This window comes from Bacillus sp. J33 (genome assembly GCF_000518885.1).
Taxonomy (GTDB): domain Bacteria; phylum Bacillota; class Bacilli; order Bacillales; family Cytobacillaceae; genus Cytobacillus.
Window position 1 is genome coordinate 51,625 of sequence record NZ_JAEL01000014.1, and the last position, 26,540, is coordinate 78,164.

Below are 26,540 nucleotides of genomic sequence, written 5' to 3' on the forward strand. Positions count from 1 at the left end.
TTCATCCGCTATGGATGAAGCTTTTACTATTTATATAGTCATTTACTCCCCTTCAGGAGAAAAAGTCCGTTTCGAAAGTTCAGCTTCCAGCATAAAAAATGCATTACTGTCATCATCAATCCGTTTTAATTTTTGAATTAAGCTATCGAATAGGGCTTCCTCCTCTACCTGCTCTTCAATAAACCATTTCAAAAAGGTCATGGTTGCATGCTCCCTCTCATCCAGGGCGATATCCGACAATTTGTAGATTCGGCTTGTTACTTGCTTTTCATGGGCCATCCCTTTCTCAAACACATCCAAAACAGAATTGAAATCATTATTAACTGGCGGGAACCCTTCTACCGTCACTCGGGCACCTACGTCATTTAAAAAGTTGTAAAACTTCATGGCATGGAAACGCTCCTCTTCGGCCTGCACTAAAAAGAAATTAGCAAACCCATCCAAATTTTCAGCTGAACAGTAAGCAGCCATTGCCAAATATGCATGGGCAGAATAAAATTCGTAATTCATTTGACTGTTTAACTCTATAACTAGTTTATCACTTAACATAAAAAATCCTCCTAAGTTTATTCTTCTATTACCATTCCCGATAAGGATTAAAACAAGCATGTAATTTTGATTCACATAGATCTTTTTGCGTGTTATTAAGAATAATTTTTTACTTTTCCGGATTAAATGAATGCTATTCCTGTTATATAAAATATGGCTGCCCCCTATTAAGGCTGCTTTTTGTTTATAAACACTTTCCATTCTATTTGTGAACACTTTATGAACACTCTCTGTTCCTGCCTTTACTTTCCTTTTTTCTGGTGAAACTAAGCTGCGTAAAGGAGGATAAAAATGTGGAATTAAACTGGATGAACTTCATTATGATTATATTGGCCAGCTACCGGTTAACTCATTTAATTGTTTTTGATAAAATAACAGAGCCCTTAAGAAGTCCTTTCTTAATGAAAAAAGAAACACCTTCCCACCAAATTAAGCAAGTCCCAAAATCCATGATTGGATATCTTTTGACCTGTTACTGGTGTACGGGTGTTTGGTCAGCTATTTTCCTCGGACTTTTCTATATCCTTTTCCCGTCAACCGCTCAATACATGGTATTCATCCTTGCTATTGCAGGCGGACAAGCCATATTGGAATCATTTGTTGGAGTTAATATAAAAAAGACAGAAGTTTATGCTGACAAGCTCAAAAAAGAGTCATCAAGAGCCGATTAGTAAACTAATTGGCTGACTTTTGCTGCTCCCCAATAAGAAATAAGATTTACCCCCCCCCTTTTTCTTACATAAAAACAGGACTATTGTGCCATTTTGTCGATTTGGATCGAATTCCCCCTGTAATAAAGGTATAATTTAGATTGGAAAAAATAGATACATACCATATGTTTTAATATAGGGGAGGTTTAATATGATGGGATGGGTAATAGCCATTTTGTTTGGTTCAGCAGTTGTGCTGCTCATTTTATCGTTTTTTAAAACGGCGCAGTCCAAATCAAATCTTGAGGAACAAATTGATCAGGTTACTTTTACATTAAAAAATGAAATCCACGAACTGCAGCAGCAAATCAGGAATATTGAATTAGACGCAGAAATCACTGCGCAACAGTCAGGTGCAATGGGAAGTTCTTCTGAAGAACGCGTGGTGCTGAGGGAGATGCTTGATCTTCATAAGCGCGGCTATTCCTTCGAAAGCATTGCCTTAAAAAAACAGCTTACTCCTAATGAAGTAGAGCGTATGCTTATGCCTTATATATCGAAAAAGGCTGAAAGGAGCATGGTTGCACAATGACACCTAATTCCTTGCGCAGTTTTGCTGCAGGTCTCTTAGTGGCTGCCATTTTGACTGGCAGCGCATACTTTTTTGGTCCTTCTGAAGCAAAAAGTACGGAGAAGCCAGCTGATAAAACAGAAAAAACGGCTAAAGACGAAAAACTTACAGATCAGGAAATGATCGATCAGCTTGCATCAAAAGGATATGTCATCAATACAGAAGCCGAGTGGAGCGAGCATCTCGCTGCTGCAGCAAAAGCTAGTGAAAAAGATAAGGAAAAAACTGAAGAGAAGTCAGATAAAGAAGCCGGTGAGGTTGTCTACCGCACTATTTTGACAGTCTCAATGGGCATGACAAGCATTGATGTTGGAAATGCCCTTGAACGTGCCAACATCATTGAAAGCGGCGTCCAGTTTTACAAAGATGTAGAAAAACGCGGTTTAGCAAATGAATTGCGCCCTGGCACCTTTGAAGTAGAAAGCGGAATGACAACAGATGAAATTATTTCGATCATATTCAAACAGTAATAAAGAAAAAAGCTCCTTTTGATGAAAAAAGGAGCTTTTTTCTATGGGCTTGCCCTAACAATTAACATACCCTAATTATTTGGGGCATGCTTTTAAGCGGATGCAAGGAATTTATATGCGCATAGCACTTTAAATGTGGATTGACCGATTTTATATGCAATAAATCCAGCTGCTTTACCTTTAAGATATTTGCTTACTTCCTACTTCTTCATAAACCCTCGAATGATTTCTACCAGTTCACCTGGTGCTTCATACATGCTCATATGCCCTGCACCTTTAATGGTCACCTGCTGGATGTTCGTCCGATCAACGGTAAAAGACTTTTCCGGAGGGATAATCTGATCTTTCTCGCCAGCAATTAATAATACCGGGAGTTCTGTATTTTTTAAGACCTGATTACGGTCAGGGCGCTGTTTCATTGCTTTCAAGGCAGCTTTTGCCCCTTCTGGATTGGTGCCATATCCAATCTCTTTTGCAATCTGCATTTCTTCCTGATGGTCTTCTCCTGGTGCAAAAAGATTGGGAATCAATCCATCAACAAAGGGTTTAATTCCTTCTTTATCTATTTTTCCTGCTGCAACTTCCCTTCCCTTTTTGCCTTCTTCAGAATCCGGGTTGGCTGTTGAATGGACGAGTGCAAATTTTTGGAGCTTGTCTGCAAAAGCCTCTGCAAAGGCCAGGGTTACATATCCCCCCAGGGAGTGGCCAAAGAGAGAGACTTTCTCTACTCCCAGTTCCTGAATAGCATCATTAAGCGCTTCGGCCATCTTTTCAATTGAAGTGTCCTCCATAGGCAAACCAGATTCTCCGTGCCCCGGAAGATCTACCGCAATTACATGGTACTCTTCCGCCAAAGCCGGGATTACCTTGCTCCAGTAATCTTTGCTCCCGCAAAACCCGTGAATTAAAACAACCGGTTCACCCTGTCCTTCGCCATAATAAGAAATCGCAGTTCCATTAAAACTTACTTTATTGGCATTCATATAAACACCGCCTTTATTTTGCTAGTACATCCTGATACTCGCTTTTACGTTCAAAAACAGCTTTTGCATAGGAGCAAACAGGCACAATCTTTAAACCCTTTCCCCTGGCCTCTTGTACAACACTTTCCACCAGCTTTCCTGCAATCCCCTGGCCGCGCAGCGAATCACTTACATAAGTATGGTCAATCGTAATTTTAGATTCTCCGCTTGGCGTAAAAGTAATTTCAGCTGCTATAGTTCCATGATCATCGTTAACAAAAAAGCGATTCTCTTCTTTTTTAATTTCTGCACTCATTTTCATCCCTCCTAATTTGACTGCTAACTCTAATATGTCCTTATGCTTGTATGTTACCACACTCAATGGTAAAATCATCTTTCTTTGATTAAAGGAATCTAAAAACTTCCACGCCATCTACTTAAAAGCTAAATATTCCTTTCTTTTTTCACTATACTTTTATCTGAATATTCATTATAATAGTTCGAAATACGTAATAATCCAGTTTCTAAACCATTTCAAAATAAAGGGTTGAATAAATATGACTCCTGGAAAAATGAATAAAAATACTATTTTAATACTTGGCATCATATTTGTAGCCTTTAATCTCAGGCCCGGCATAACTGCTGTTGGCCCCCTTATTAGTTCGATCCGATATGATACCGGCATATCCAATGGGCTTGCAGGCTTGCTCACAACTCTGCCTTTGCTGGCTTTTGCCATTCTTTCTCCTTTCGCACCCAAAATGGCTCAAAAATTTGGAAACGAAATGAGCATAATGGCCGGTCTCCTTGTGCTTGGATTGGGGATCATCATCCGATCCACCTTTTCACTTTTTACAGGTACCGCTTTAGTCGGCATGGGCATCGCCATTTGCAATGTCCTTCTTCCTGGAATAGTAAAAGAACGCTTTGGAAAAGTGGGTTTGCTGACTGGAGTATACACCTTTTCGATGGGACTATGGGCTGGATTGGCCCCAGGGCTAAGTGTTCCGATTGCAGGATACAAAGAACTCGGCTGGTCCTCATCACTTGGAGTTTGGATCATTCTAGTAGTAATCGCCGTTCTGATCTGGCTCCCTCAGCTAAAAACAATAAATAGTACTGCCAAGCAAAGAATAGACGACTCTGTTTCAGGACTGTGGCAATCAGCAATAGCCTGGCAAGTAACCATTTTCATGGGCTTGCAATCATTTGCCTATTTCTCCTTTATTACCTGGCTTCCTGAAATTCTTTATGATCGGGGATTCAATACCGAAACAGCCGGATGGATGGTCACAATGCTTCAGTTCTCTGGCCTGCCTGCCAATTTTTTGATTCCCGTCCTGGCTGATCGGCTTCCTAACCAAAAGGGGATTGCTGTGGGAATCGGTGTTTTTTGTTCAGCGGGTATAGCCGGACTTCTTTTTAGCCTGAATTCCATTAGCATCATTATCAGCATCATTCTCATTGGCATTGCTTTAGGTGCAGCCATTAGCCACTCTTTAGCACTGATTGGCTTACGGGCAGCCAGCGCAAAGCAAGCTGCTGATTTATCAGGCATGGCTCAGTCTGCAGGATATTTGCTTGCTGCCTTAGGCCCCTTTCTGATCGGTTACATTTATGACTTTTTTCACACTTGGACACTTCCATTAATTTTACTACTGGTCATAACCTTTGTTTTCACTATAGCGGGCGTCGGTGCAGGGCGTAATCAATATGTCCTTGAAACAGCGATAATAAATAGAAAAAAATCCCCTTCTACCATTGCGTAGAAAGGGGATCTTTTTAGCCTCCATCTTATCCGGCTTCTAAATTGGAGTGAGAATCCCTTTTTTGATAAAACTGGATTCTGAAAGTTCCAAAGCGGATCATTCTTTAGCAGCCTTTAATAAAACATCCACTATTTCTCTATATCCTTTTCTTCTGGCAAGCTCTACCGGAGCCACTCCATATTGGTCTGTAAGATTCGCATCAGCCCCGTGATCAAGCAATAATTTTACGATGGCCTGCTGTTTTGCTCCGCCATCATTCAAAACGATTGCTTCAATTAATGGGGTCCAACCGCAATAATTTGTATGGTTTACATTTATATCTGTTGTCGCTAAAAGCTCACGAACCACTTCTACATGCCCTTTTTCACAAGCAGGAGTAATTCCCACTCCTCCAAACCTCGTCAAAAGATTTAAATCGGCTCCTGCGCTTATCATTAATCTTACTAGTGTTAAATCTCCATTAATGCACCCAAATAAAAATGGGTTTAAACAAGTTTCGTCTTGAATATTAATATCTGCCCCTTCATCTGCCAGATACTGAACAACATCATAATGTTTTTCCATTGAAGCCAGCAATATGGCAGTACGTTTCCTTTTATCCTGCAAATTAATATCTATACCGAGCTCCAGACTCTTTTTCACCCCTTCAAGATTACCATTCCCAGCAGCTTCAAATAATAATAGGCTCTCATCTATCCTTAACATCATGATCCTCCTATTTTTCAGATTGCATTTATAAAACTTTTACTTTATTCAAATAGGAAGCCCGTTTGGACTGTTTAACAACTGTCCCGCCACTACTTTTCCCCTAAAAATTACCGCTTCCCTTTTAGGTGTTCTTGCCACCGCTTCTGCTGAACAGGATGCGCTGACCAGTATCATACTTGCCTCTTCTCCCTTAAGCGGCCAGGCTACCTCACCATTCCTTTTTAATGGGACAGGACCGCCTGTAGCCCATTTTAAAGATTGTGCTAAAGATTTTTCATCGCTTTTTCGGTAGAGTTCACCATATCTAGATAGTTTCTCCAAGAGGTCTCCATTCCCGAAAGGACCCCAGGAATCATAGAAACCATCGCACCCCAAATACACATTTACTCCTTTTCGGTCTAAAAGTTCAATTGGAGGGAGTGATTTTGTTATTGGAATCGTGGACATAATGGACATTCCAAGTTCACTCAATTTATCTGCCATTTCTTCTGCCTGCGAAAGGGGAACCTCGCCTAAACAAAACGCATGGCTAACAGAAGTACGATTGTGCCATCCTGCATCCTCCACCATTTCAGCAAATTTATCAATTGTATAATAGCCTAAATGCCCTCCATCATGTAAATGGATATCTATATCCGCATTAAACTCTGTACTAAGATTCATTACTTCATAAAGTGATTTTTCAATGTTGCGATCTATTCCTGCAGGATCTAACCCGCCAACAATATCAGCTCCGGATCTCATCGCTTCTTTCATAAGAGGAATTACATTTTCACTTAAAAGGCCATGTTGCGGAAAAGCAACAATTTCGTATGTCAGCTTACCCGAATAGTCCTCTAAAGCAGCCCTCACGCCCTCCAGGTTCTTCAAACCTATATATGGATCAATATTCACATGGGTACGAATATGAGTTGAACCCTTAGAAAGCAGCAGCTCAATCATTTTGCTTGCCCGCTGTTTCGCTGTAGGTGCCAATTCCTCAAGCTCCATTGCTTCATACTGTAAACGTTCTTCTAAATTTTTGACCGGCCTGCAAGCCTTCCAATCAAGAGAAAGATAGGTTTTGTCAAGATGGTTATGCATCTCCCTAAAAGATGGCAGCGCCAGTAATCCCCCTGCATCCACTGTTAATTCATCTTTGGGAATTTCATAGCTGCTGTATTGCTTTTCTACTATCTTCCCTCCTTCAATTTTCAAATGAAAGATTTCCGTTTTTGTAGTATAAGCACCTTTCTCATCTTGAAGATACCCTGTTTCAAGCTTAATATTTTTTAACCAAAACGAAGTTGACATGATATATCCTCCTTTGTCCCTTTAAATTATAAGCCCATTGTTTCCATTTCATTTTGTTTGCTTTTAACCTTCTTGCCTCTGAAGAATAATGACTGAACCATTGCCCTTCTAGCAATGGCTTCCGCTGAACATGTTGCATCAACAAGCATCATCGTCGCATCGTCGCCAATTTTTGGCCAAACCCGCTCACCATCTTTATTTAATGGAGTCACACCGCCAGTTGCATATTTCAAGGCAGATGATAGGGAATATTCATCAATCATTCGAAACCTTTCCGCAAGCGTTCCAATTTTCTGGATGGTATTTCCTGTTCCAAATGGGGACCAGTGATCAGTGAGGCTATCATGTCCTACAGAAACTGGTATGCCATACCCATCAAGTGCAGGAACCGGAATAGTTTTGCGATTAATTGGTATTGTAGTAGTTACATCAATCTCGTTTTCTTTTAATAATGCAGCCATTTCAGCAAGCTCCTCTCCCTGCAGATCGGCTAAAGCAATTCCGTGGCTTATCGTTGCCTTTCCTGTTAGGCCAGCTTCTCTTGTATAATCAGCCATTCTCTCGAATGTAAAAGCTCCTAATGTATTAGGGTCATGAAGATGGATATCGACTCCCGCATCATGTTCAACTGCAATTTCAAATATTGTATTGAGTGATTTTTCAATATTTCTGTCCACTGTAGCTGGATCCACACCGCCAACTAAGGTAGCACCATTTTTCATAGCATCCCGAATTAACTGAACAGAATCACTTCTCAGCAGTCCATGCTGCGGAAACGCTACAATGTCATATGTAAGGACATCTTCATATTTTTTTAGTGCATTGACAGTTGCTTCTAAGTTTTTCAGGCCAATGACAGGGTCAACATTACAATGTGTGCGAATATGAGTATGGCCATTTTTTATATATAGCTCTATCATTTTTTCAGCGCGTTCTTGTGCGGTTGGGAGAAGTTTTGGCAAAAGTTCCCTTTCTTCTTCTAACCTTGTAAAAATACCTTTTGTTATTGGCGTACAGGCTTTCCATGGACCGCCATAATAGGTCTTATCAATGTGAATGTGCATATCTCTTAAAGAAGGGAGTAAAAGCTGCTGCTTTGCATCAAAAAATTGACTTTCATTAACTTCCGGAGCTATTTGGGTGATTTCCGCAATTTTTCCATCTTCAATTTTTAAATGGCAAATTTCAGTGCTGGTCCCAGCAATTCGTTCATTTTCGTAGATATAGCCTTTTTCCAGTCGAACATTTGTAATCCATTGGGTTTGGGCAGTCATTCTATTTCCTCCTAAATTAAAAATGCAGGAAAAGTACTTTTTCAGCAAAAGTACTTTTCTGTTTTCACCGCGTTATCTTACTAATGATCTCAGTCAGTATTTACTTTATAACTGCATCATCTATCATTAGGTAATTTGCAGCATTCAACCAAAATCCGCTTACATTTTTGCTATGTGCAGCCATATGTTCGTAATTACGGATCGGAATATAAACGGCATCCTCTAATTCCATTTGCATCACTTGCTCATAAAGATCCTTGCGCTTTGCTTCGTTAGTCTCTCTGCGTGCCGCTTCAATCATTTTGTCTACCTCCGGGTTGCTGTAATAGAAATGGTTTCCAGGAGGTCCCTGTGAGGCAGTATGGAATAGATTATACTGGTTATAATCTCCATCTCCTGTGGCATTCCCCCATCCGCCAATGAATAAATCATGCTCAGATTTATCAATCGTATCAATATATGCTCCATATTCCATTACTTGGATGTCTACCTCAACGCCGATTCCCTTTAATTGCGATTGAATAACTTCTGCCATGTTGATGCGTTCTTTTCTATCGCTGGTCAGCAATTTGAGTTTTAGTCCGTTTTCATATCCCGCTTCTTTTAACAATTTTTTGGCTTCATTTAAATCATAATCGTAAGGCTTAACATTATCACTGTGGCCAAAAACCTTCGGGCTCATAGCTGCATTAGCAAGTGTGCCTACATTGTTATAAACCCCTTTTATGATCGCTTCCCTTTCAATGGCATGGCTAATTGCTTTACGGACTTTAACATCATTCAAAGGTTCCTTCTTGGTGTTAAACCCAATATATTCAACTGCAAGTCCCTCTGCTCTAAAAAGTCCCATCGATTCGGATGCTTCAATTCTTTCAATCTCTGTAACAGGCACCTGATCGTTTATATGTGCTTCCCCAGTTTCAATCATAGCCAAACGCGTTGCATCTTCAGGGACCACCTTAAAAACAACCCGGTCAATATTTGGCTGCTTTCCCCAATAGTTTTCATTTTTCTTTAAGGAAATCTCCTGGCCGGTCTTCCAGGCTTCAAATACAAATGGGCCTGTACCAACCGGATGCTCAGCCAGTTTTTCTGTGTTGTCAGCAAGTGCCTTTGGACTTATGATGCTTCCTTCGCTGCTCGCAAGGATTGAAAGCAGTGGAGCATATGGATAATCAAGCAATAATTGGACTGTGTATTCATCAATCACTTTTACTTCATTAATCATCGCGAATTTCTCACGCTGCGGCGATCCTGTTTTTGGATCCAGCAAGCGGTCAAAGGTTGCTTTTACTGCTTCAGCGTTAAACGGAGTCCCATCATGAAAGGAAACGCCTTCTTTCAGCTTAAACTCCCAAGTCGTATCATCAATGACCTTCCATTCAGTTGCCAGGGAGGGCTGGATGTTCATCTCTTTATCTGGTTCTACTAAATTTTCATATACTTTTTGATAAATAATATTTGCAGAAGGTATATCTGTAATAAAGTGTGGGTCTAATTTTGTTGCATCGGATAAACGGACAACTGTCAGTGTTCCTCCATCCTTTTTCCCTTCTGTTTCATTTGCAGCGTTCTGTTCTGTTTGTGTTTGTGTAGAACAAGCGGACACAAACAACATCGTTAAGCTTAGTAAGATCAGCAGGATTCCATTCTGAAAATGCTTTCTATCTTTCTGCATTATTCTCTCCCCTTTTTTTAAAAATGAAATTGAAAAAAAACAATGTTCACCATCCCTCCGTTAATGCTTATCTGCATTATAGAAGATGATGAATTTCTATATTTACAGAATATTTACATGTTTTTAAAAGATTTTGACAACTCATTTAAAAAATATTTACTTTACAGGTAATTTTGATAATTTTAACTAAACATCATTCACTTTTATACCAATCTTCTATTGGAAGGAGGAAGACTGCTTTTTAATTCAGCATTTAACACAATAAAATTTTTAGGGGGGAAATAAGATGACCGTTCAAGTAAAAACTGAGCAGCCTAACATTGCTGCAAAGACATTGATTAGCCCAAAGGAATCGAGAATAAAAGATTTTCTTTCTATAATGATTCAAAATAAAGCTGCTTTAGTCGGGGCCATCATTATTCTTGTTTATATATTAATGGCGGTATTTGCACCGCTGCTGGCTCCTTATAGTCCATACGAAATCGATTTGGAGAATAAATTGACACCACCATCCCCGGACCATTGGATGGGAACAGATGATAAAGGAAGAGATATTTTAAGCAGGATCCTGTATGGTTCTAGGCTATCTATGGGAGTAGGTTTTGCAGCTGTATTGTTTGGGGCATTTTTTGGCATTATTTTTGGATTGGTAGCCGGGTATTATGGCAAATGGGTTGACACAATTATTATGAGAATGATGGATGTTATGCTTGCGTTCCCTGGAATCCTATTAGCCCTTGCTATCATTGCTGCCCTAGGTCCAAGCCTTATTAATGTAACCATTGCAGTTGGGGCTTTCTCTGTACCTTTATTTGCAAGAATCGTTCGCGGATCTACATTAGAAGTAAAGCGCCTTGAATATATTGATGCAATACGCTCACTGGGAGCGAATGATTTAGTCATTATTTTTAAGCATATTTTTCCGAATATTCTTTCACCTATCATTGTCCAGGGTACACTAAGGCTGGCCACTGCCATTCTATCAGCTGCAGGATTATCCTTCCTTGGCCTAGGTGCCCAGCCGCCTTCACCAGAGTGGGGAACCATGCTTAGCAGCGGGAGGGACTTCTTATTCTCTGCACCGTATATTGCCTTATTTCCTGGTCTCGCCATTTCCATTCTGGTTCTTGGATTTAATATTTTTGGTGATGGTTTGCGCGACGCTTTTGATCCTAGAATGAAAAAATAAATGGCTTTAAGGAGGTTATATCTATGCTGATGTTTATATTACGCCGGATCTTACAAACAATCCCGGTTATCATTGGAGTTACTTTTGTAGTTTTCTTTATCATGCAGCTTGTCCCTGGGGATCCTGCAGTCCTTCTCGCGGGTGAAGGGGCTTCAAAAGAAACAATTGAAGCCATTCGTGAACAGCTTGGATTAAATCAGCCGCTGTACATCCAATACTTCGAATATTTATCAAATGTATTTAAGGGGGATTTAGGCGTCTCCCTGAAAAACAGCCAGCCCGTCCTTGATGAAATACTGGTAAGATTGCCCATTACAATTGAACTTGCTTTCTTTAGTATCATCATTACAATCGTTCTGGGTATGGCAGCAGGCATCATATCAGCTGTCAAACCTTATTCTTTAACCGATGTCAGCGTTATGCTTATTGCGCTTCTAGGCATTTCATTGCCAAGCTTTTGGTTTGGTTTAATGCTTATGTATTTCTTTTCAGTTAAACTTCAAATCCTGCCAGTTGCTGGTTGGGATAGCCTTCTCCATATAATTTTGCCAGCTATAACCCTTGGTGCAGGAGGAGCTGCAATTGTTGCAAGGATGACAAGGTCCAGCATGCTGGAAGTTATTCGCCAGGACTATATTCGCACAGCTCGGGCCAAAGGACTTCGTGAACATATCATTATTTATAAACATGCCCTAAGAAATGCATTGATTCCAGTTATTACTGTTGTAGGTCTTCAGTTTGGTGCACTCCTTGGCGGAACGGTATTGGTCGAATCTATATTTGCAATTAATGGTCTGGGGAGAATGATTGTTGATGCAATCCGAATGCGTGATTTGCCAATGGTTCAGGGCGGAGTATTGTTTGCCTCGCTTATTTTCGTAATCGTAAATTTATTCGTAGATGTATTTTATCGGTTCTTCAATAAACGAATTGAGCTTAATTAAAGTATAGGCGGTGACTAGCTATGAACGAAGGAAATAAACCAATACTGGAAGTAAAAGGGTTAAAAACGCATTTCACAACAAAAAAAGGAGTTAGCAAAGCCGTTGATGGCATCGATTTTACTTTGCATAAAGGTGAAACGCTGGGGATTGTTGGAGAATCAGGATGCGGAAAAAGTATGACTTCCCTTTCCATTCTCCGCCTAATTCCTTCCCCGCCGGGGAAAATAGCTGGCGGTTCCGTTTTATTTAAAGGAAGAGATTTAGTTAAAATGTCAGAGGATGATATGAGAAAAATTCGCGGGAATGAAATATCGATGATTTTTCAGGAGCCTATGACTTCCTTGAACCCTGTGATCCCGGTTGGAGAACAAATTGCAGAAGCTTTGAGGCTGCACCAAAAGATGGGGAAAAAAGCTGCATGGGAAAAGTCAGTTGAAATGCTGAAGCTGGTAGGAATTCCTTCTCCTGAAAAAAGAGCCAAACAAGAGCCTTTCCAATTGAGCGGCGGGATGCGCCAGCGTGTAATGATTGCAATGGCCCTTGCATGTACACCGGAAATATTAATTGCAGATGAACCAACCACTGCGTTGGATGTTACAATTCAAGCACAAATACTGGAGCTGATTAAAGAGCTTCAAGCAAAGATTGGAATGGGTGTGATCATGATCACCCATGATTTGGGAGTTGTAGCAGAAACATGTGATAAAGTAGCAGTCATGTATGCCGGAAATATAGTCGAACATGCTTCAACAGAGCAGATTTTTGCTAATCCCAAGCACCCTTATACACAGGGGTTATTGAACTCATTGCCTAAAATCCATGAAGATCAGGACGAATTAATTACGATAGATGGCAGTGTTCCAAGCCCATACAATTTGCCAGCCGGCTGCCGATTTGCTTCCAGATGCCCTTACCGTGAGGAAATTTGCACAACTCACCAGCCCGACCTTATCACCCAATCCGACGGTGTTAAAGTACGATGCTGGAAATATACCGACGAATGGTCTGGCAAAAAAGATAAAGAGGGGGTTATCTAACATGGAAACAACAGCTGAAAAAAATATCGTCCTGCAAGTAGACCATTTAAAACAATACTTTCCTGTTAAAAGAGACTCTATCTTCAAGCCAAAAACTTTTGTAAAAGCGGTAGACGATGTTTCATTTGAGCTATTTGAAGGCGAGACATTGAGTATAGTCGGTGAGTCTGGCTGCGGCAAATCAACTACCGGACGAGCAATTTTAAGGCTTGATGAACCTACAGATGGAAAAGTTCTTTATATGGGAAAAAATATTTTATCACTAAGCAAAAAGGAAATGAGGAAACTTAGAGGTGATTTGCAGGTCATTTTTCAGGACCCATTCGCTTCTCTTAACCCTCGGCAAACAGTTAAGCAAATACTAAATGAAGCGATGGCCATACAGAATGTTGTTGAAAAACCGAAACGAAAAGACAGGATGCTGGAATTGCTTAGCTATGTTGGACTTCCTCCCGAGGCGCTTGACAGGTATCCGCATGAGTTTAGCGGCGGCCAGCGCCAGCGTATTGGGATTGCCCGAGCATTAGCGGTTAATCCCAAATTAATTATTTGTGATGAAGCCGTTTCTGCCTTGGATGTATCAATCCAGGCGCAAATTCTCAATCTGTTAAAGAAATTACAGAAACAATTTAAATTGACATTTCTATTCATCTCCCATGATTTGAGTGTTGTCAGGCACATTTCTGATCGAGTCATGGTGATGTACTTAGGAAAAGTAGTTGAGATTGCAGAGAAAAAAGAATTGTTTGATTCACCGCTTCACCCGTATACACAGGCACTATTATCTTCAATTCCTGTTCCGGATCCAACTTTAAAAAGGGAGCGTGTTATTTTAAAAGGAGATGTCCCATCTCCAATTGATCCTCCCGGGGGCTGCCGCTTCCACACACGCTGTCCTTTTGCTGCAGAAAAATGCAAGCAAGAAGAGCCGCCATTAAGAGAGCTTGTTAAAGGGCATTATGTAAGCTGCCATTTTGCTGAAGATTTGCCAGTTTAAAACAAATACCTCTGATTTGGATAAAGTGAAACTAACTATCAGTGGGGGTGTTCCTTCCCCCACTGATAGTTAGTTGGGGCCCGCACGATGCGGGTCACTCAGACGTTGCCACAGGACAAGGAAAGCTACGGCAGCGATACATCGCACGACCGAAAGCGTTAGCTTTTGGGAGGACGTGGCGTATTTAGTCTGAGTTCTGATAATCGGGCTTTTACGGGCAGTTGATCCCCCACTTATCCTTTATTATTCCCTAAAAGTCTTGAAGTGGGGTTTTACTGCCCGTTAATGCGGGATAAAATGTTATATTAAAAAAGGGAGTTGATTGCATACCTCCCTTTTTTACTACATAAGGAGAAACCTGTCCATGCTGCCCATTGAATCCTTCTCCATTTATATTATGTTTTGCGTACTGGTTCCTTTGCTGGGGTCCTTTACCTTACTATTTTTGTTTGTCTTTGAAAAAAGAATTGATTTGCTTGAAAAACAGAAACGGGAAATAGCTTTAGAGAGAGAACTGCAAACTGCTTTATATAATCAGTTAAACCAGGAAATCCAGCCGCATTTCTTTTTTAATACCTTAAATTCAATCCTTGCTTTAGCAAGATTGGACCGCAAAATCGAATTGATACGTTCCATTGAGACGCTTTCAAAACTTCTTAAATTTAAGTACCGAACTACAAGTAATTTTATACCGATTGAAGATGAGTTAACTTATGTTAATTACTATTTGGAGATTCAAAAAATCAGGTTCAGAGATCGGCTTCATTACGAAATCCAATTGGAGAATCATGTGAATAAAGCTATTATTATACCCTTTTTAATTCAGACTCTTGTAGAAAATGCTTTTAAACATGCTTTTGATAAAAATATTGGTCAAGCCATATTAAAAATCAAAATTATGAAAAAGGAATCCACAATATATGTATCTGTTTGGAACAACTCACTTGAATGCGTTGAACCTAATCGGGATGGTGGGCTTGGACTTGGTCTGGAGAATATTAAAAAGAGGCTTGAGCTTCTATTTCCCGAAGATGAGACTTCTGTTCAGTTAACGAACCTGGAGGATGGAACAGCTGTATTTGCTGCATATCCCTATATCGTAAAGGCAGAAAAACAGGAGGGTGAAAAAACACAATGAATATCTTGCTTGTAGATGATGAGCCGATTGAATTGGATCAATTGGAATATCTCATTCAAAAGAAATTTCCTAATTGGAATTTTTTCAAGGCCCAGGATGCCTCTCAAGCCCTTCAAATAATTAAGAAGCATGATATTTTTCTCGCTTTCCTTGATATTCAGCTTCCGGGCAAATCTGGACTCGAGTTAGCTGTGGAGCTTTCTGCTAAAAGAGATATTGATTTAATCATGGTCACAGCTTATCAAAATTTCGAATACGTCCAAACTTCACTCAGAATAGGAGTGGTTGATTACATCACAAAACCAGTCATTGAGGAAGAATTAATGAATTTATTGAAAAAATATGAGAGAATTGGAAGCTACTCAGCGCAAATCGTTATGGCCTTGCAAATTATTCAAAGGGATTACAGCGAGAAGCTAACCTTAAATTATCTGGCTTCTAAAATTCATATTAACTCAGCTTATCTGAGCAGAAAATTTCATGAAGAAGTGGGGATGGGATTTTCCGAATACTTAAATGACTATCGATTAAGACAGGCACAGAAAATGCTGGTCGAGAATTCAGATCTAAACATTAGTGCTATTTCAGAAAAGTGCGGCTTTAACAGCCAGCACTACTTCAGCCAGATGTTCCGGAAAATGACTGGTCAATCGCCAAGGGATTACCGTTTGAAGGAGACCTCTCAATGAAGAAAACCGATTTTCATTTTTATATAAGCGGGGCATTTCAACTGGGAATCGGTTTTGGGGTGGTTAGCCTTTTGTCAAGATGGGTAACAGGCAATACAATTCTTTCCGCTCCGGAAACATTAATCAAGTATGGGCTAACCGGAGGTATTGGCTATTCGCTTATGGGTGCGCTTTCACTCATTTTATTCGGAATTCTGGCAAAAAAGATCAGGGATCGCTTCCATGACCAGCAAACGATAGGCGATGTCCTGCGCGAGAGATTGACTCCAGCCGCATACTGGTTAATGATCTCAGTCCTTCTCATAATCAGCATTCATTCCATATTTGTCCAGGCAATGGGCGCAGGAATCCTTTTACACATGATCTTTCCTCCCCCAGTTTTTTCCTGGATGCTTATTTTTTTATTATTTTGTTTTTTTATTGGCGGGGCAGGAGGCATGCAAAGAATCCACCAACTCGCAGGTATTAATGTAGTGCTAATATTCAGTTCAGTTATCATCATTCCTGTTTACTTCTATATCCAGGAAGGAGTATATCCTGTTTATGAAGGGATTAAACTTTATCATCCATACATACTCTATGTTAAAAACACCGATGCTATTTGGTTTATTTTTACAGCTGTTTTAATTGGATTTGGACAAGTTATCATTGATCGAGCCTCTTGGCAAAGAGTTTTTATCATAAAAAAAGAAAAACTGCGCATGACTTTTACTTTAGCAGGTTTAATATGGGCAACGATTCCTCTAGCATTATCCTCTTTAATAATGATCATTATTTTTGGAAGAAGCTATGATTCCATTTATTCTTTATTATTTGAGCTTGTTGGAAAAATCAATTCAAATCTGCTTATTATCTTATTTGTTCTTTTTTGCATTAGTTCCATATCATCAGCTATTAGCGCAGAACTCCATGCGATTGTCATATTAATAATAAAAAATATTTTCAGTTTGCTCCGTCCCCTAAACAATAAAGAGAAATGGAAATACTCTTATATTTTTTCCGGAGCAATTTGTTTATTTTTACTATTGATCGTAAGTTTTTTACCTCCACAACCGCTTGAACTTTTGTTTTTTCTCGGCAATATTTATGCTTCTATGATTGTCCCTATGCTATATGTTATCCTTGGCAGAAAGAGACTGCCTGTCCTCATTCCTTTAGCTTCTTTAATTGGGACAGTTGGAGGCTATGCAGCTTTGCCCGTTGCAGAAAACCTCTTAACGATTTGGATCAGCTTTTGCCTATCAAGCAGCATATGCCTATTCTATTTCATTTATCATATCCTAAAAATGAAGCTGTCTATAGATTCTTATAAGGGATAAGTAATCCAAATAAATTTTTCCCCACTGCCAGCCGAATTCAAATGCAACTGGCAGCGGGGATTACCTTTGTCCTTGTTTGCAGTATGAAATCTAATATCTTGTTATATCCATTGGCAATGAACCGGCAGCGAAGCCAACAAATACAAATCTTCCGTCTCCAGTATTTCGCATTCCATGTATTTGGTTAGGTTTGGCAAGGATCACCATGCCTTTCCCTATTTGGATTTCGTTCTCCAGGTCGGGGAAATATGTTCCTGTTCCTTCAATACAAACCCAAATATCATCTACATTTGAATGGGAATGCAAGTATACTTCCTGTCCTGGTTCCAGACACCAAACAGCTCCTACCGTTTTATCTGTTTCATAAAAATAGTTCTTTTGCGGTTTATTAGGATCAAATTTTGCAATCTTATCAATTTCAAAAACTCTTTCTTCCATTATCTGCTGAATGTTTGCCAATGCATTACTCCTCCCTCTTTATCCCTTTTTCATTAGCTCTGTTAAATTTGCCGGGTGATTTTTCGCCGCAGGCATTCAAGCTTTCAGCGGAAATCAACAGGGTGCTAAAATCAACAATAAGCTTTAACACAGCCTTTACATTAAAAATTGTATTGACTATTAGAGCTCCGCATCCCGATTGCAGTCCTTGGAGTAGACATATGTTAAGTTTTCTCTTCCAACAGCATAAGCTGCCTGGTGAACATAGGGGCCCATGAAAATATAATCACCTTTTTTGACAGGAATCCACTTATTATCGAGATTATACATTCCTTCTCCGGAAAGTATATATGCCCCGTGTTCTTGAACATGTGTTTCAATAAATGGATGGCTGGCAGCGGGATCGAATGATAGAATATGAAAATTCATATCAAAATCCAAATCAGCAGGCAATAGATCTTTTATATTGACATTGTGCATGTCATCGTAGTTTCTGTACTCAATTCTGTCTGCATGGCCGGAAACGATCCATGGCTTTCGTCCTTCAAGGGGGCGGTATTTTTGCTTGTATAAGAAAAGCTTTGAAACCCCTTCCACCATATTTCGGAGGCGCATTTTCACTCCTGGCGGGCAATAAAGATATCCGCTTTCCTCCAAGATAAACTCTTGATCGTCTGCACTGGCCTTTATTTTTCCATCAATTATATAGACAAATGTCTGTATATCTTCTTGACCGCCAAACCCCTCACTATTACCGCCCCCTGGCTTCATTGTTACGCAGTAGTCGACAAAGCTTGCCCCAAGCTTAGGGGAACCTAAAATAGAAATAGTACAATTATGAAAACCGGGGATAACATTATTCACTAATCCTTCAGGTGCAATTAAAGCGTATTTCCCATGTTCTATTACGGACCTGCTTGATAATAAGTCGTTTGGATAACCCATTAAAAACTCCCCTTTTTTATCATTATTTATAGGCCAGTTCATATAAAGTGCCTATCAATGCTTTAACTCCCTCAGCCAAATCATCCGGATTGGTATATTCACCTGGATTATGGCTAATGCCTTTATGGCTTGGAACAAACAGCATAGCGGTTGGGATGCAGGGTGCAAAAACTTGTGCATCATGGCCAGCACCGCTATGCATGACCTTATAACTCAAATTATTTTCGATGCACTTATTTTCAATAATTTCTACAATCTCGGGATCCATCGGAACTGGATCAGTATCGAGCCATTTTTCGATGGTTGTATCAACTCCATGCTCGTTCGAAATTTCCTTCATTTTTTCAGTGAATGCTTCAGTAAATTGAATAATGGAATTTTTATCAATATGACGCAGGTCTAAAGTGAAGACAGCTTTTCCCGGTACTACATTTACGGTGTTAGGTGAGATGTCCATCCTCCCAACTGTTGCCACAAGCGGGTCTCCATACTGCTTTGCCATGTTGAGTGTTTCATGGATCATATGGCTGGCAGCATATACAGCATCTTTACGGTACCCCATTGGAGTCGTTCCAGCATGGTTTGCTTCACCTTTTACTTCAATTGTAAAACGCCTTTGCCCAACTATGCTTTTTACGACACCAACAGATTTTTTTTCATTCTCAAGAACATTTCCCTGTTCAACATGGACTTCCACGAACCCCTTCAAATCCCTGCGTGGAGCTTTTGCTTCATTTCTAAATGTAAATCCCGCCTCACTCATCGCTTTCGCAAATGGAACTCCGTTTGAGTCCACAAGGTTTTCTACATCTTTCTTAAATGCTGTTCCCACAATATTTTTTGAACCCCAAAAACAATAAGGAAATCTGCTCCCTTCTTCTTCTGCCAGTGAAACAACCTCAAGATTCCGTTTTGGCGCTCCATACTGTTCTTTCAAATAGATTAACGCAAGAATACCAGCGACAATGCCAAATTGGCCGTCATATAGTCCGCCATTATTCACAGTATCTATATGAGATCCGGTTAAAACTGTCTCATCCTGATTTATTCCCTTCAATATACCACTTAAATTTCCAACCTCATCAAACTGTACCTCCAAGCCTTCGGTTTCCATCCAGTTTTTTAATGCTTGCTGAGTATCAGTCCATTGTTTTGAATAAAGAAGGCGGGTAATTCCCCCTTCCGGATCTTCTGCTAATGAACCCAGCCATTCCAGCCTCTTCACAATACGATTTGCCAAATTTTCAAATTCTAGTTTTTCATGGCAATTGATTAAATCCTCCATACCCAGTTTCCTCCCCATGGCGATTCTATTTGTGGGCATTTTTTCGGCTATTAGTCTTGAAGCAGGCGCTAAAACTATTAAACCCATTAACTTCCCTGCTCCTATGCAAATCTATTTGTAATCTATTTAAAAAAGCTTATACATTCACAGCTTCCTCTTCCCTTATGATTCTAATAACTTTGCCGAGAGGACTTCCGACAATGCCTTTGTCCAAATCATATACAATATTTCCGCGGACAAATGTTTTTGTTACCCGGCAATTAATCTGCCTGCCGATGTAGGGACTGTGCTTATGGCGATAAAATAGATCTTCTCCGTTTACCACATATGACTGATTGACATCAAGTAAAATGATATCAGCATCCTTCGATACAGCTATCTCTCCTTTATTAGGAATGTTAAAACGTTCAGCTGGGTTAGAGGAAATCATTCTCACAAAATCAGTTATAGGTAAATTGCGTTTCAAAACTGCCTCATACATTAAATCAACATTATTTTGACAGCCTGTAATTCCTCCCCATACTTCAAAAAAGTTATTTGAAGAACTTTTCTTCAGTTCAGGCGGACATGGTGAATGATCAGAAGTTAACATATCAATCTTGCCTTCTATCAACTTTTGCCAAAGCTTATCTTGTTCTTCTTTACTGCGCAGAGGAGGAGAACATTTAGCAGCCGGGCCAATAGCCTCCAATTGGGCAGATGTGATCGTAAAGTAGTGGGGACAGGATTCAAGAGATACATCCTGGCCCTCACTTCGTGCCTTTATAATTTCCTCTACTGCTTCTGCGGAGCTAATATGTACAAAATGGAGCCGGCACTTCGTTTCTTTCCCCAGATAAAGAGCGCGCTTTACCGCCTCCACTTCTGTAAAGACAGGCCGGGATAAGACATAATCTGCGGCAGCAGTCCTGCCCTTTCTGGCCAATCCCTCGCCTAACCGATCGGTAATAAGAGCATTTTCCGCATGTATGGATAATATATGGCCCAACTCAGCAATCTTTTTCATCCCAGCATAAAGGGTATAATCATCCACATTCGAAAAATCATTTGGGTTATCACTGCCACAAGTCGCCATAAAACATTTATAGGCTACAACTCCTTCATCAGAAAGCTCCTTAAGCCTATCAAGATTGCCGGGAACAAGCCCGCCATAAAATGCATAATCTATATAATTCTTCCCTTTTGCTGCTTCTGCCTTTAAATGCAATGTTTCCTTGTCTATCGTAGCTGGAAGGGCATTTAATGGCATGTCCACATAACATGTAGTTCCTCCTGCTGCCAATGCCTTTGTCCCAGTTATAAAACCTTCCCACTCTGTCCGGCCCGGCTCACAAATGTGCACATGGGTATCAATCATTCCAGGCATGACAAATTGTTCAGCTGCATCGATGATCTGGTCAGCTTCATTGTTAATTGTTTCTTCAATCGCTGTGATTTTTCCATTTTTTATAGCGATATCATTCTTTATTACTTCGTTTCTAAAAACAACTTTGCCACCCTTGATAATCAAGTCATATTTCATTATTTTCCCTCCCTGCTGAATATATTTTTAAAAAACATAATACATAACTTGATTGTACTAAAAATTCTGATTATTATATTTTCAACATTTTTACCTCTTTTTAAATAATTTCTACTTCATGCAACTTGAAGTAAAAATTTATAATTTTTGAAGCCTCTAATTTTATTCGTTTTGTTTTCTGCCATAATTTTAAAAGAGGTCATACAAGACAAAAGGGTTGTCCAAATTGGACAACCCTTTTATTTGGAAAAAACTTTATTTAATGACAATATCATTAAGTTCCAAATATCCGGAAGGGCTAATAGAGAAGCCTTCTACATTCTCTCCAATCGCTGCCAAGTTTTCAATTACACGAATAGGTATATAGACTGAATCTTGCATTTCCAATTCTTGTGCCTGTTCGTACAATTTTATTCGTTTATTATGATCTTGTTCAGCACGTGCAGCAACAATAAGGCGGTCTACTTCTTTATTACTGTAGAAAAATTTATTTCCCGGTGCCCCATGAGAATTACTATGGAAAAGGTTATATTGATTATAGTCTGCATCACCAGTTGCATTTCTCCAGCTAAGAATATACATTTCTGTGTCACCGCGATTGGCTTGCTCTGTAAATGTACCATATTCATACACTTCAATATCCAGCTGGATCCCGATTCTTTTTAGCTGTGATTGAAGTACCTCCGCCATATTGATCCATTCCTTCTTGTCCATTGTTTTTATTGTCGTTTTAAAGCCATTTGGATATCCGGCTTCAGCAAGCAGTATCTTTGCTTCCTCAAGATTATGCTCATATGCTTTCATTCCTGCATGATATCCGAAAACCTTAGACCCTAATAATGAATTTGATTTATTTCCGATATTATTAAATACTCCTTCAATAATGGCATCCATATTAACCGCATGGGCTACTGCCTTTCGTACCCGGACATCTTTAAATGGGCCTTTCTGTACATTGAAGCCAATATACTCAGTGCCATATCCTTCACTACTGTATATCTCAACATTCTTTGACGCTTCAACCGTATCCATCATGGTAACAGAAAGAGGTTCGGAAATATGAGCCTCACCTGTTTCCAGCATCGAAATTCTTGTCGTCTCCTCTGGTACAACCTTAAACACTATTTTTTCTACCTTTGGTTGATTACCCCAATAATTTTCATTTTTATGAAATACAATTTCTTGCCCAGGAGTCCAGGATTCAAAAACAAACGGGCCTGTTCCATTTGGTTCTTGAATCATATTTTTTCCATATTTCTCAATCGTTTTAGGACTGATAATTCCCCCTTCATGACTGGCCAAAATAGAAAGCAGCGGTGAAAATGGCTCCTTTAGAATGAATTGAACTGTATGATCATCAATTACTTTTACTTCTTTGACCATCTCAAAGACGACTGCCCTTGGAGCACCTACATCTGGATTCAGCAATCGGTCAAATGTAGCTTTCACGGCATCGGCATCAAAAGGGGTTCCATCATGGAATGTTACATCTTTTCTCAGCTTAAACTCCCATGTTATTTCATCCACTTGTTCCCACTTTTCGGCTAACAATGGTCTGATGTCTGCATTTTTATCTCTTCCCACCAACCCCTCATAGACTTTGTTATGGGTTGTGCTTGCTGCATTGATAGAAGACATAAAATGATGATCCAAGTTTTCAGCGTCTGATAATCGGGTAATAACTAAAGTGCTGTCTCCCGATGACTCTTCCAGTGCATTTTCTTTTTTGGATGCTTCCTTGTTTGTTGAACAGCCGGTAAAAAGGATTGCCATCAGCATAACTAAAAAAAGTCTACTAATCTCTCTTTTCACTCTCAATTTTTCCCCTCCTGATCACTCTTACTGTAAACTAACTTCCCCTTATAAAATACAGCACGGCGCTCTGACCTTCTTGCAATCGCCTCTGCAGAACAGCCTGCATCGACCAGAATCATACTGGCTTCATCTCCTGCTTTTGGCCAGATCTGATTCCCCTCTGGATCCAATGGTGTCTTACCGCCAGTAATAAACCTCAATGTCTGGGAAAGAGACTTTTCATCTGTCCATCGGTATCGTTCGATTAATCGGCCAGCCCTTTCCAGGATATCTCCATTGCCTGTAGGCCACCATGAATCAAAAATATTATCGTTTCCAACGGCAATTTCTACGCCGCATTCACTTAATAGATCAACTGGAGGTATCGCACGACCTATAGGGAGGCTGGTAACGATTGAAATACCGGCATCTTTTAAAATCTCTGCCATTTCCTGGGCTTCTTCTCTCGAAACATCTCCAAGTCCAAATGCATGGCTGATCGCAATTCTTCCTTCCCAGCCGGCTTCCTTAGTTAAAATGGCCAGCCTTTTCATCGTAAAAGTCCCAAGGTGGCCAGGGTCATGCAAATGCAAGTCAATATCTGCATTTCCTTCGACAGCCAAATCCATCAATTGAACAAGTGAAGCCTCTATATTATTGTCAACGGTTGCAGGATCCACTGCTCCCACAATTCCTGCACCTTTTCTAACAGCTTCTCTAATAAGCTCGGGAGTCCCTGAGCGCAATAAGCCATGCTGGGCAAATGCGACAATTTCAGAGCTTGCGTAATTTGAAAATTCCTCCAGCGTTTGCTGGACTCCATCTAAATTCTGCAATTTGACCTCAGGATAAATATCAACATGAGTTCTTATGTGGGTTGATCCAAATGACAGTAACTGCTGAAGCAATGCTCTTGAACGTTGAGAAGTACTTGTTGATATAGATGACAATGCATTTTTTTCAATTTCACATCGTTCAATGACATTGGAAGCAGGACTGCAGGCTTTCCACTGATCACCCATGTAAGTTTTATCAAGATGAACATGCTTTTCGACAAAGGATGGCAATAAAAGCAGTCCCTCCGCATCTTTCATTGGCATGTCTTCAGAGAAGGCCTCCAAGTCCTTCTTGATTTTTGTAATGCGCCCGTCCTTTATTAATAAATGATATAAATCCGTTATAGTCCCTGTAACTTTGTCATTCTCAATTTTGTAGCCACATTCCAAACGGACATTCTTTAGCCAATAATTTTCATCCATATTCATTCACCTTTCTTTAGCAATGATGCTTAGACAAGATAAAAGGGTATCCAGAACGGATCCCTCTTATCTTAAAACGTTTACTTAATTGAAATATCATTAATCTCCAAATAACCAGATGGACTAATAGAGAAGCCTTTCACGTCTTTTGATATGGCAGCCATATTCTCAATTACACGAACCGGAATATATACGGACTCTTCCATTTCAATTTCCTGTGCCTTTGCATATAACTCTGTACGCTTGTTCGAATCTTTTTCAGCACGGGCAGCTTCTATTAACTTGTCAACTTCCTCATTGCTGTAAAAGAAGGTATTTCCTGCAGCGCCGTGAGAGCTGCTATGGAAAAGGTTATATTGATTGTAATCAGCATCCCCTGTTGCATTTCTCCAGCTTAAAATAAATATTTCAGAGTCACCGCGGTTTACCTGTTCAACAAATGTACCGTATTCAAACACTTGAATATCCAGTTTAATTCCTATCCCTTTCAGCTGTGATTGAAGCACTTCTGCCATATTGATCCATTCTTTCTTATCCATCGTTTTCAGGGTTGCTTCAAAACCTTCAGCGTAACCTGCTTCAGCCAGCAGTCTTTTTGCTTCATTGAGGTTATATTCATAGGCTTCCAAACTTTCATGGTATCCGAAAACCTTTGGGCCCAGCAGTGAGTTAGATTTTTTTCCAATATTGTTAAATACGCCATCCAGAATGGAATCCATTTCTACTGCATGTCCAATTGCCTTACGTACACGAGCATCATCAAATGGTGCCTTTTCTACGTTGAACCCAATATACTCTGTACCAAATCCTTCACTGCGGTATATTTGAGCGTTCCTGGAGTTTTCCACCGTATCCATCATTGTAACCGAAAGCGGCTCGGCTATATGGGCTTCGCCTGTTTCAAGCATTGAAATTCTTGTCGTTTCTTCCGGAACGACCTTAAATAAAACTTTGTCCAGCTTAGGTTCAGCACCCCAGTATTTTTCGTTTTTATTAAATACAATTTCTTTTCCGGGGGTCCAGGACTCAAATACGAATGGGCCTGTCCCGACGGGCTCTTGAATAATCTTTTTTCCGTATTTTTCTATCGTTTTTGGTGCGATAATCCCGCCTTCATGGCTGGCCAAAATGGAAAGCAATGGGGCAAATGGTTCAGATAATTTAAACTGAACGGTAAATTCATCAACCGCCTTAACTTCTTCTACCATTTTAAATACTACAGCCCTGGGCGAGGCAACCTCCGGATCTAATAACCGGTCAAATGTTGCTTTCACCGCATCAGCATTAAATGCAGTACCATCATGAAATGTTACATCCTCTCTAAGCTTAAACTCCCAAGTTGTATCATCAAGCTGCTCCCACCGTTCAGCCAGCAAAGGCTTAATTTCGGCATTTTTATCCCGGCCAACAAGCCCTTCATAAATTTTATTATGTGTAACGCTGGCAGCATTGATTGTCGACATAAAATGATGATCTAAATTTTCTGCATCAGACAGACGGGCTATCACTAAGGTTCCACCGCTATCAGACGTTTTGCTCCCGGTATTTTTACTGGAGCTGACGTCCTGATTTGTTGAGCAGCCCGTATAAAGGACTGCCATCATCATTACTAAAATTAACGTTCCTATTCTTCTTTTTACTTTCATAGACTCTCCCCCCCTTTTTTTAACGTATTGTCAAAACTTCTATAAGAAATAGGTTATAAAATATCTCCATAGAGGGCTTTATAGGCAAAAAAATTGCCACCCCCTAAATTCTTTGGATAATTGAGGTTACCACACACCCAACAACCAAGAATGGAAGTGACAATTTGTACCCTCAAATTATAACCTATTTATTAACTTTTATAAACTATCAAGAACAACTCATTCGAACATTGCTTACTTTATTGATTGGTAAAAGCATGTTCGTTAAACCTACTGAACAGCCCGTAAATAAACCTTATCGAAAACTTCAAGTGGATGACCTTCCGGTCATTGAAGTTCTAGAACAGCTTGATT

General features: G+C 39.9%; 25 protein-coding genes and 1 pseudogene. 12 read left to right on the forward strand and 14 right to left on the reverse strand.

What is annotated here, in order from left to right:
- Positions 1 to 42: 42 nt before the first annotated feature.
- Positions 43 to 549 carry a ferritin gene (locus L634_RS0106475; RefSeq protein WP_026581751.1) on the reverse strand — a complete coding sequence of 169 codons (507 nt, stop codon included), beginning with the start codon at positions 547 to 549 and terminating at the stop codon, positions 43 to 45.
- A gap of 308 nt (positions 550 to 857) precedes the next feature.
- Here L634_RS0106475 and L634_RS0106480 point away from each other — a divergent pair, with 308 nt between their 5' ends.
- From L634_RS0106480 to L634_RS0106490, 3 genes are all read left to right on the forward strand, one after another.
- Positions 858 to 1,220 (forward strand): DUF1360 domain-containing protein, encoded by a 363-nt coding sequence (locus L634_RS0106480; RefSeq protein ID WP_034262124.1) that lies wholly within the window; start codon positions 858 to 860, stop codon positions 1,218 to 1,220.
- A gap of 190 nt (positions 1,221 to 1,410) precedes the next feature.
- On the forward strand, positions 1,411 to 1,791 hold the full coding sequence (locus L634_RS0106485; RefSeq protein ID WP_232233716.1) for a hypothetical protein: 381 nt from the start codon (positions 1,411 to 1,413) through the stop codon (positions 1,789 to 1,791).
- Complete coding sequence (locus tag L634_RS0106490; RefSeq protein WP_026581754.1) at positions 1,788 to 2,300, forward strand: hypothetical protein; 513 nt, start codon at positions 1,788 to 1,790, stop codon at positions 2,298 to 2,300. Before L634_RS0106485 ends, L634_RS0106490 begins: the two co-directional genes overlap by 4 nt.
- A gap of 200 nt (positions 2,301 to 2,500) precedes the next feature.
- Here the strand turns inward: L634_RS0106490 and L634_RS0106495 are convergent, their stop codons facing one another.
- On the reverse strand, positions 2,501 to 3,283 hold the full coding sequence (locus L634_RS0106495) for an alpha/beta fold hydrolase (protein ID WP_026581755.1): 783 nt from the start codon (positions 3,281 to 3,283) through the stop codon (positions 2,501 to 2,503).
- Between the two features lie 13 nt (positions 3,284 to 3,296).
- Positions 3,297 to 3,578 (reverse strand): GNAT family N-acetyltransferase, encoded by a 282-nt coding sequence (locus tag L634_RS0106500; protein ID WP_026581756.1) that lies wholly within the window; start codon positions 3,576 to 3,578, stop codon positions 3,297 to 3,299.
- 241 nt (positions 3,579 to 3,819) lie between these two features.
- Between L634_RS0106500 and L634_RS0106505 the strand changes: the two genes are divergently transcribed.
- A complete protein-coding gene (locus L634_RS0106505) occupies positions 3,820 to 5,031 on the forward strand; it encodes a CynX/NimT family MFS transporter (RefSeq protein ID WP_026581757.1) in 1,212 nt (403 codons plus the stop codon).
- A gap of 96 nt (positions 5,032 to 5,127) precedes the next feature.
- On the opposite strand, the gene L634_RS0106510 is transcribed toward L634_RS0106505, so the two are convergent.
- The 4 genes from L634_RS0106510 to L634_RS0106525 all read right to left on the reverse strand — a co-directional run bounded on the left by L634_RS0106510 (position 5,128) and on the right by L634_RS0106525 (position 9,984).
- Positions 5,128 to 5,736 (reverse strand): ankyrin repeat domain-containing protein, encoded by a 609-nt coding sequence (locus tag L634_RS0106510; protein WP_034262111.1) that lies wholly within the window; start codon positions 5,734 to 5,736, stop codon positions 5,128 to 5,130.
- Positions 5,737 to 5,784: 48 nt separating this feature from the next.
- Positions 5,785 to 7,032 carry an amidohydrolase gene (locus L634_RS0106515; protein WP_026581759.1) on the reverse strand — a complete coding sequence of 416 codons (1,248 nt, stop codon included), beginning with the start codon at positions 7,030 to 7,032 and terminating at the stop codon, positions 5,785 to 5,787.
- 26 nt (positions 7,033 to 7,058) lie between these two features.
- On the reverse strand, positions 7,059 to 8,306 hold the full coding sequence (locus tag L634_RS0106520) for an amidohydrolase family protein (RefSeq protein ID WP_026581760.1): 1,248 nt from the start codon (positions 8,304 to 8,306) through the stop codon (positions 7,059 to 7,061).
- Positions 8,307 to 8,406: 100 nt separating this feature from the next.
- Positions 8,407 to 9,984 carry a glutathione ABC transporter substrate-binding protein gene (locus tag L634_RS0106525; protein ID WP_034262114.1) on the reverse strand — a complete coding sequence of 526 codons (1,578 nt, stop codon included), beginning with the start codon at positions 9,982 to 9,984 and terminating at the stop codon, positions 8,407 to 8,409.
- 286 nt (positions 9,985 to 10,270) lie between these two features.
- On the opposite strand from L634_RS0106525, the gene L634_RS0106530 reads away from it, so the two are divergent.
- From L634_RS0106530 to L634_RS0106560, 7 genes are all read left to right on the forward strand, one after another.
- The gene (locus L634_RS0106530; protein WP_026581762.1) at positions 10,271 to 11,173 is read left to right on the forward strand and encodes an ABC transporter permease; all 903 of its coding nucleotides are present in this window, start codon (positions 10,271 to 10,273) and stop codon (positions 11,171 to 11,173) included.
- A 23-nt stretch (positions 11,174 to 11,196) separates the two neighbouring features.
- On the forward strand, positions 11,197 to 12,117 hold the full coding sequence (nikB, locus tag L634_RS0106535) for a nickel ABC transporter permease (RefSeq protein ID WP_026581763.1): 921 nt from the start codon (positions 11,197 to 11,199) through the stop codon (positions 12,115 to 12,117).
- 20 nt (positions 12,118 to 12,137) lie between these two features.
- Positions 12,138 to 13,154 (forward strand): ABC transporter ATP-binding protein, encoded by a 1,017-nt coding sequence (locus L634_RS0106540; RefSeq protein ID WP_026581764.1) that lies wholly within the window; start codon positions 12,138 to 12,140, stop codon positions 13,152 to 13,154.
- Between the two features lies 1 nt (position 13,155).
- Positions 13,156 to 14,151, forward strand: a complete 996-nt coding sequence (locus L634_RS0106545) for an ABC transporter ATP-binding protein (protein WP_026581765.1) — start codon at positions 13,156 to 13,158, stop codon at positions 14,149 to 14,151.
- A 364-nt stretch (positions 14,152 to 14,515) separates the two neighbouring features.
- Positions 14,516 to 15,289 (forward strand): sensor histidine kinase, encoded by a 774-nt coding sequence (locus tag L634_RS0106550; RefSeq protein ID WP_026581766.1) that lies wholly within the window; start codon positions 14,516 to 14,518, stop codon positions 15,287 to 15,289.
- Positions 15,286 to 15,978 (forward strand): response regulator transcription factor, encoded by a 693-nt coding sequence (locus L634_RS0106555; protein ID WP_026581767.1) that lies wholly within the window; start codon positions 15,286 to 15,288, stop codon positions 15,976 to 15,978. The genes L634_RS0106550 and L634_RS0106555 overlap by 4 nt, the downstream gene beginning before the upstream one ends.
- Positions 15,975 to 17,297: a membrane protein gene (locus tag L634_RS0106560; protein WP_026581768.1), complete on the forward strand. Its 1,323-nt coding sequence runs from the start codon at positions 15,975 to 15,977 to the stop codon at positions 17,295 to 17,297. Before L634_RS0106555 ends, L634_RS0106560 begins: the two co-directional genes overlap by 4 nt.
- 90 nt (positions 17,298 to 17,387) lie before the next feature.
- On the opposite strand, the gene L634_RS0106565 is transcribed toward L634_RS0106560, so the two are convergent.
- The 7 genes from L634_RS0106565 to L634_RS0106595 all read right to left on the reverse strand — a co-directional run bounded on the left by L634_RS0106565 (position 17,388) and on the right by L634_RS0106595 (position 26,186).
- Positions 17,388 to 17,756, reverse strand: a complete 369-nt coding sequence (locus L634_RS0106565) for a cupin domain-containing protein (protein WP_232233718.1) — start codon at positions 17,754 to 17,756, stop codon at positions 17,388 to 17,390.
- A 159-nt stretch (positions 17,757 to 17,915) separates the two neighbouring features.
- Positions 17,916 to 18,680 (reverse strand): (S)-ureidoglycine aminohydrolase, encoded by a 765-nt coding sequence (allE, locus tag L634_RS0106570; protein ID WP_034262117.1) that lies wholly within the window; start codon positions 18,678 to 18,680, stop codon positions 17,916 to 17,918.
- Between the two features lie 22 nt (positions 18,681 to 18,702).
- The gene (allC, locus tag L634_RS0106575; protein ID WP_034262120.1) at positions 18,703 to 19,965 is read right to left on the reverse strand and encodes an allantoate deiminase; all 1,263 of its coding nucleotides are present in this window, start codon (positions 19,963 to 19,965) and stop codon (positions 18,703 to 18,705) included.
- A gap of 136 nt (positions 19,966 to 20,101) precedes the next feature.
- Complete coding sequence (allB, locus tag L634_RS0106580) at positions 20,102 to 21,487, reverse strand: allantoinase AllB (protein WP_026581772.1); 1,386 nt, start codon at positions 21,485 to 21,487, stop codon at positions 20,102 to 20,104.
- A gap of 255 nt (positions 21,488 to 21,742) precedes the next feature.
- Positions 21,743 to 23,266 (reverse strand): glutathione ABC transporter substrate-binding protein, encoded by a 1,524-nt coding sequence (locus L634_RS0106585; protein WP_442852688.1) that lies wholly within the window; start codon positions 23,264 to 23,266, stop codon positions 21,743 to 21,745.
- A 35-nt stretch (positions 23,267 to 23,301) separates the two neighbouring features.
- A complete protein-coding gene (locus tag L634_RS0106590; RefSeq protein ID WP_026581774.1) occupies positions 23,302 to 24,540 on the reverse strand; it encodes an amidohydrolase in 1,239 nt (412 codons plus the stop codon).
- Positions 24,541 to 24,620: 80 nt separating this feature from the next.
- Positions 24,621 to 26,186 (reverse strand): glutathione ABC transporter substrate-binding protein, encoded by a 1,566-nt coding sequence (locus tag L634_RS0106595; protein ID WP_026581775.1) that lies wholly within the window; start codon positions 26,184 to 26,186, stop codon positions 24,621 to 24,623.
- A gap of 164 nt (positions 26,187 to 26,350) precedes the next feature.
- On the opposite strand from L634_RS0106595, the pseudogene L634_RS32535 reads away from it, so the two are divergent.
- Positions 26,351 to 26,540, forward strand: a pseudogene (locus tag L634_RS32535) (DDE-type integrase/transposase/recombinase); the annotation flags it as partial.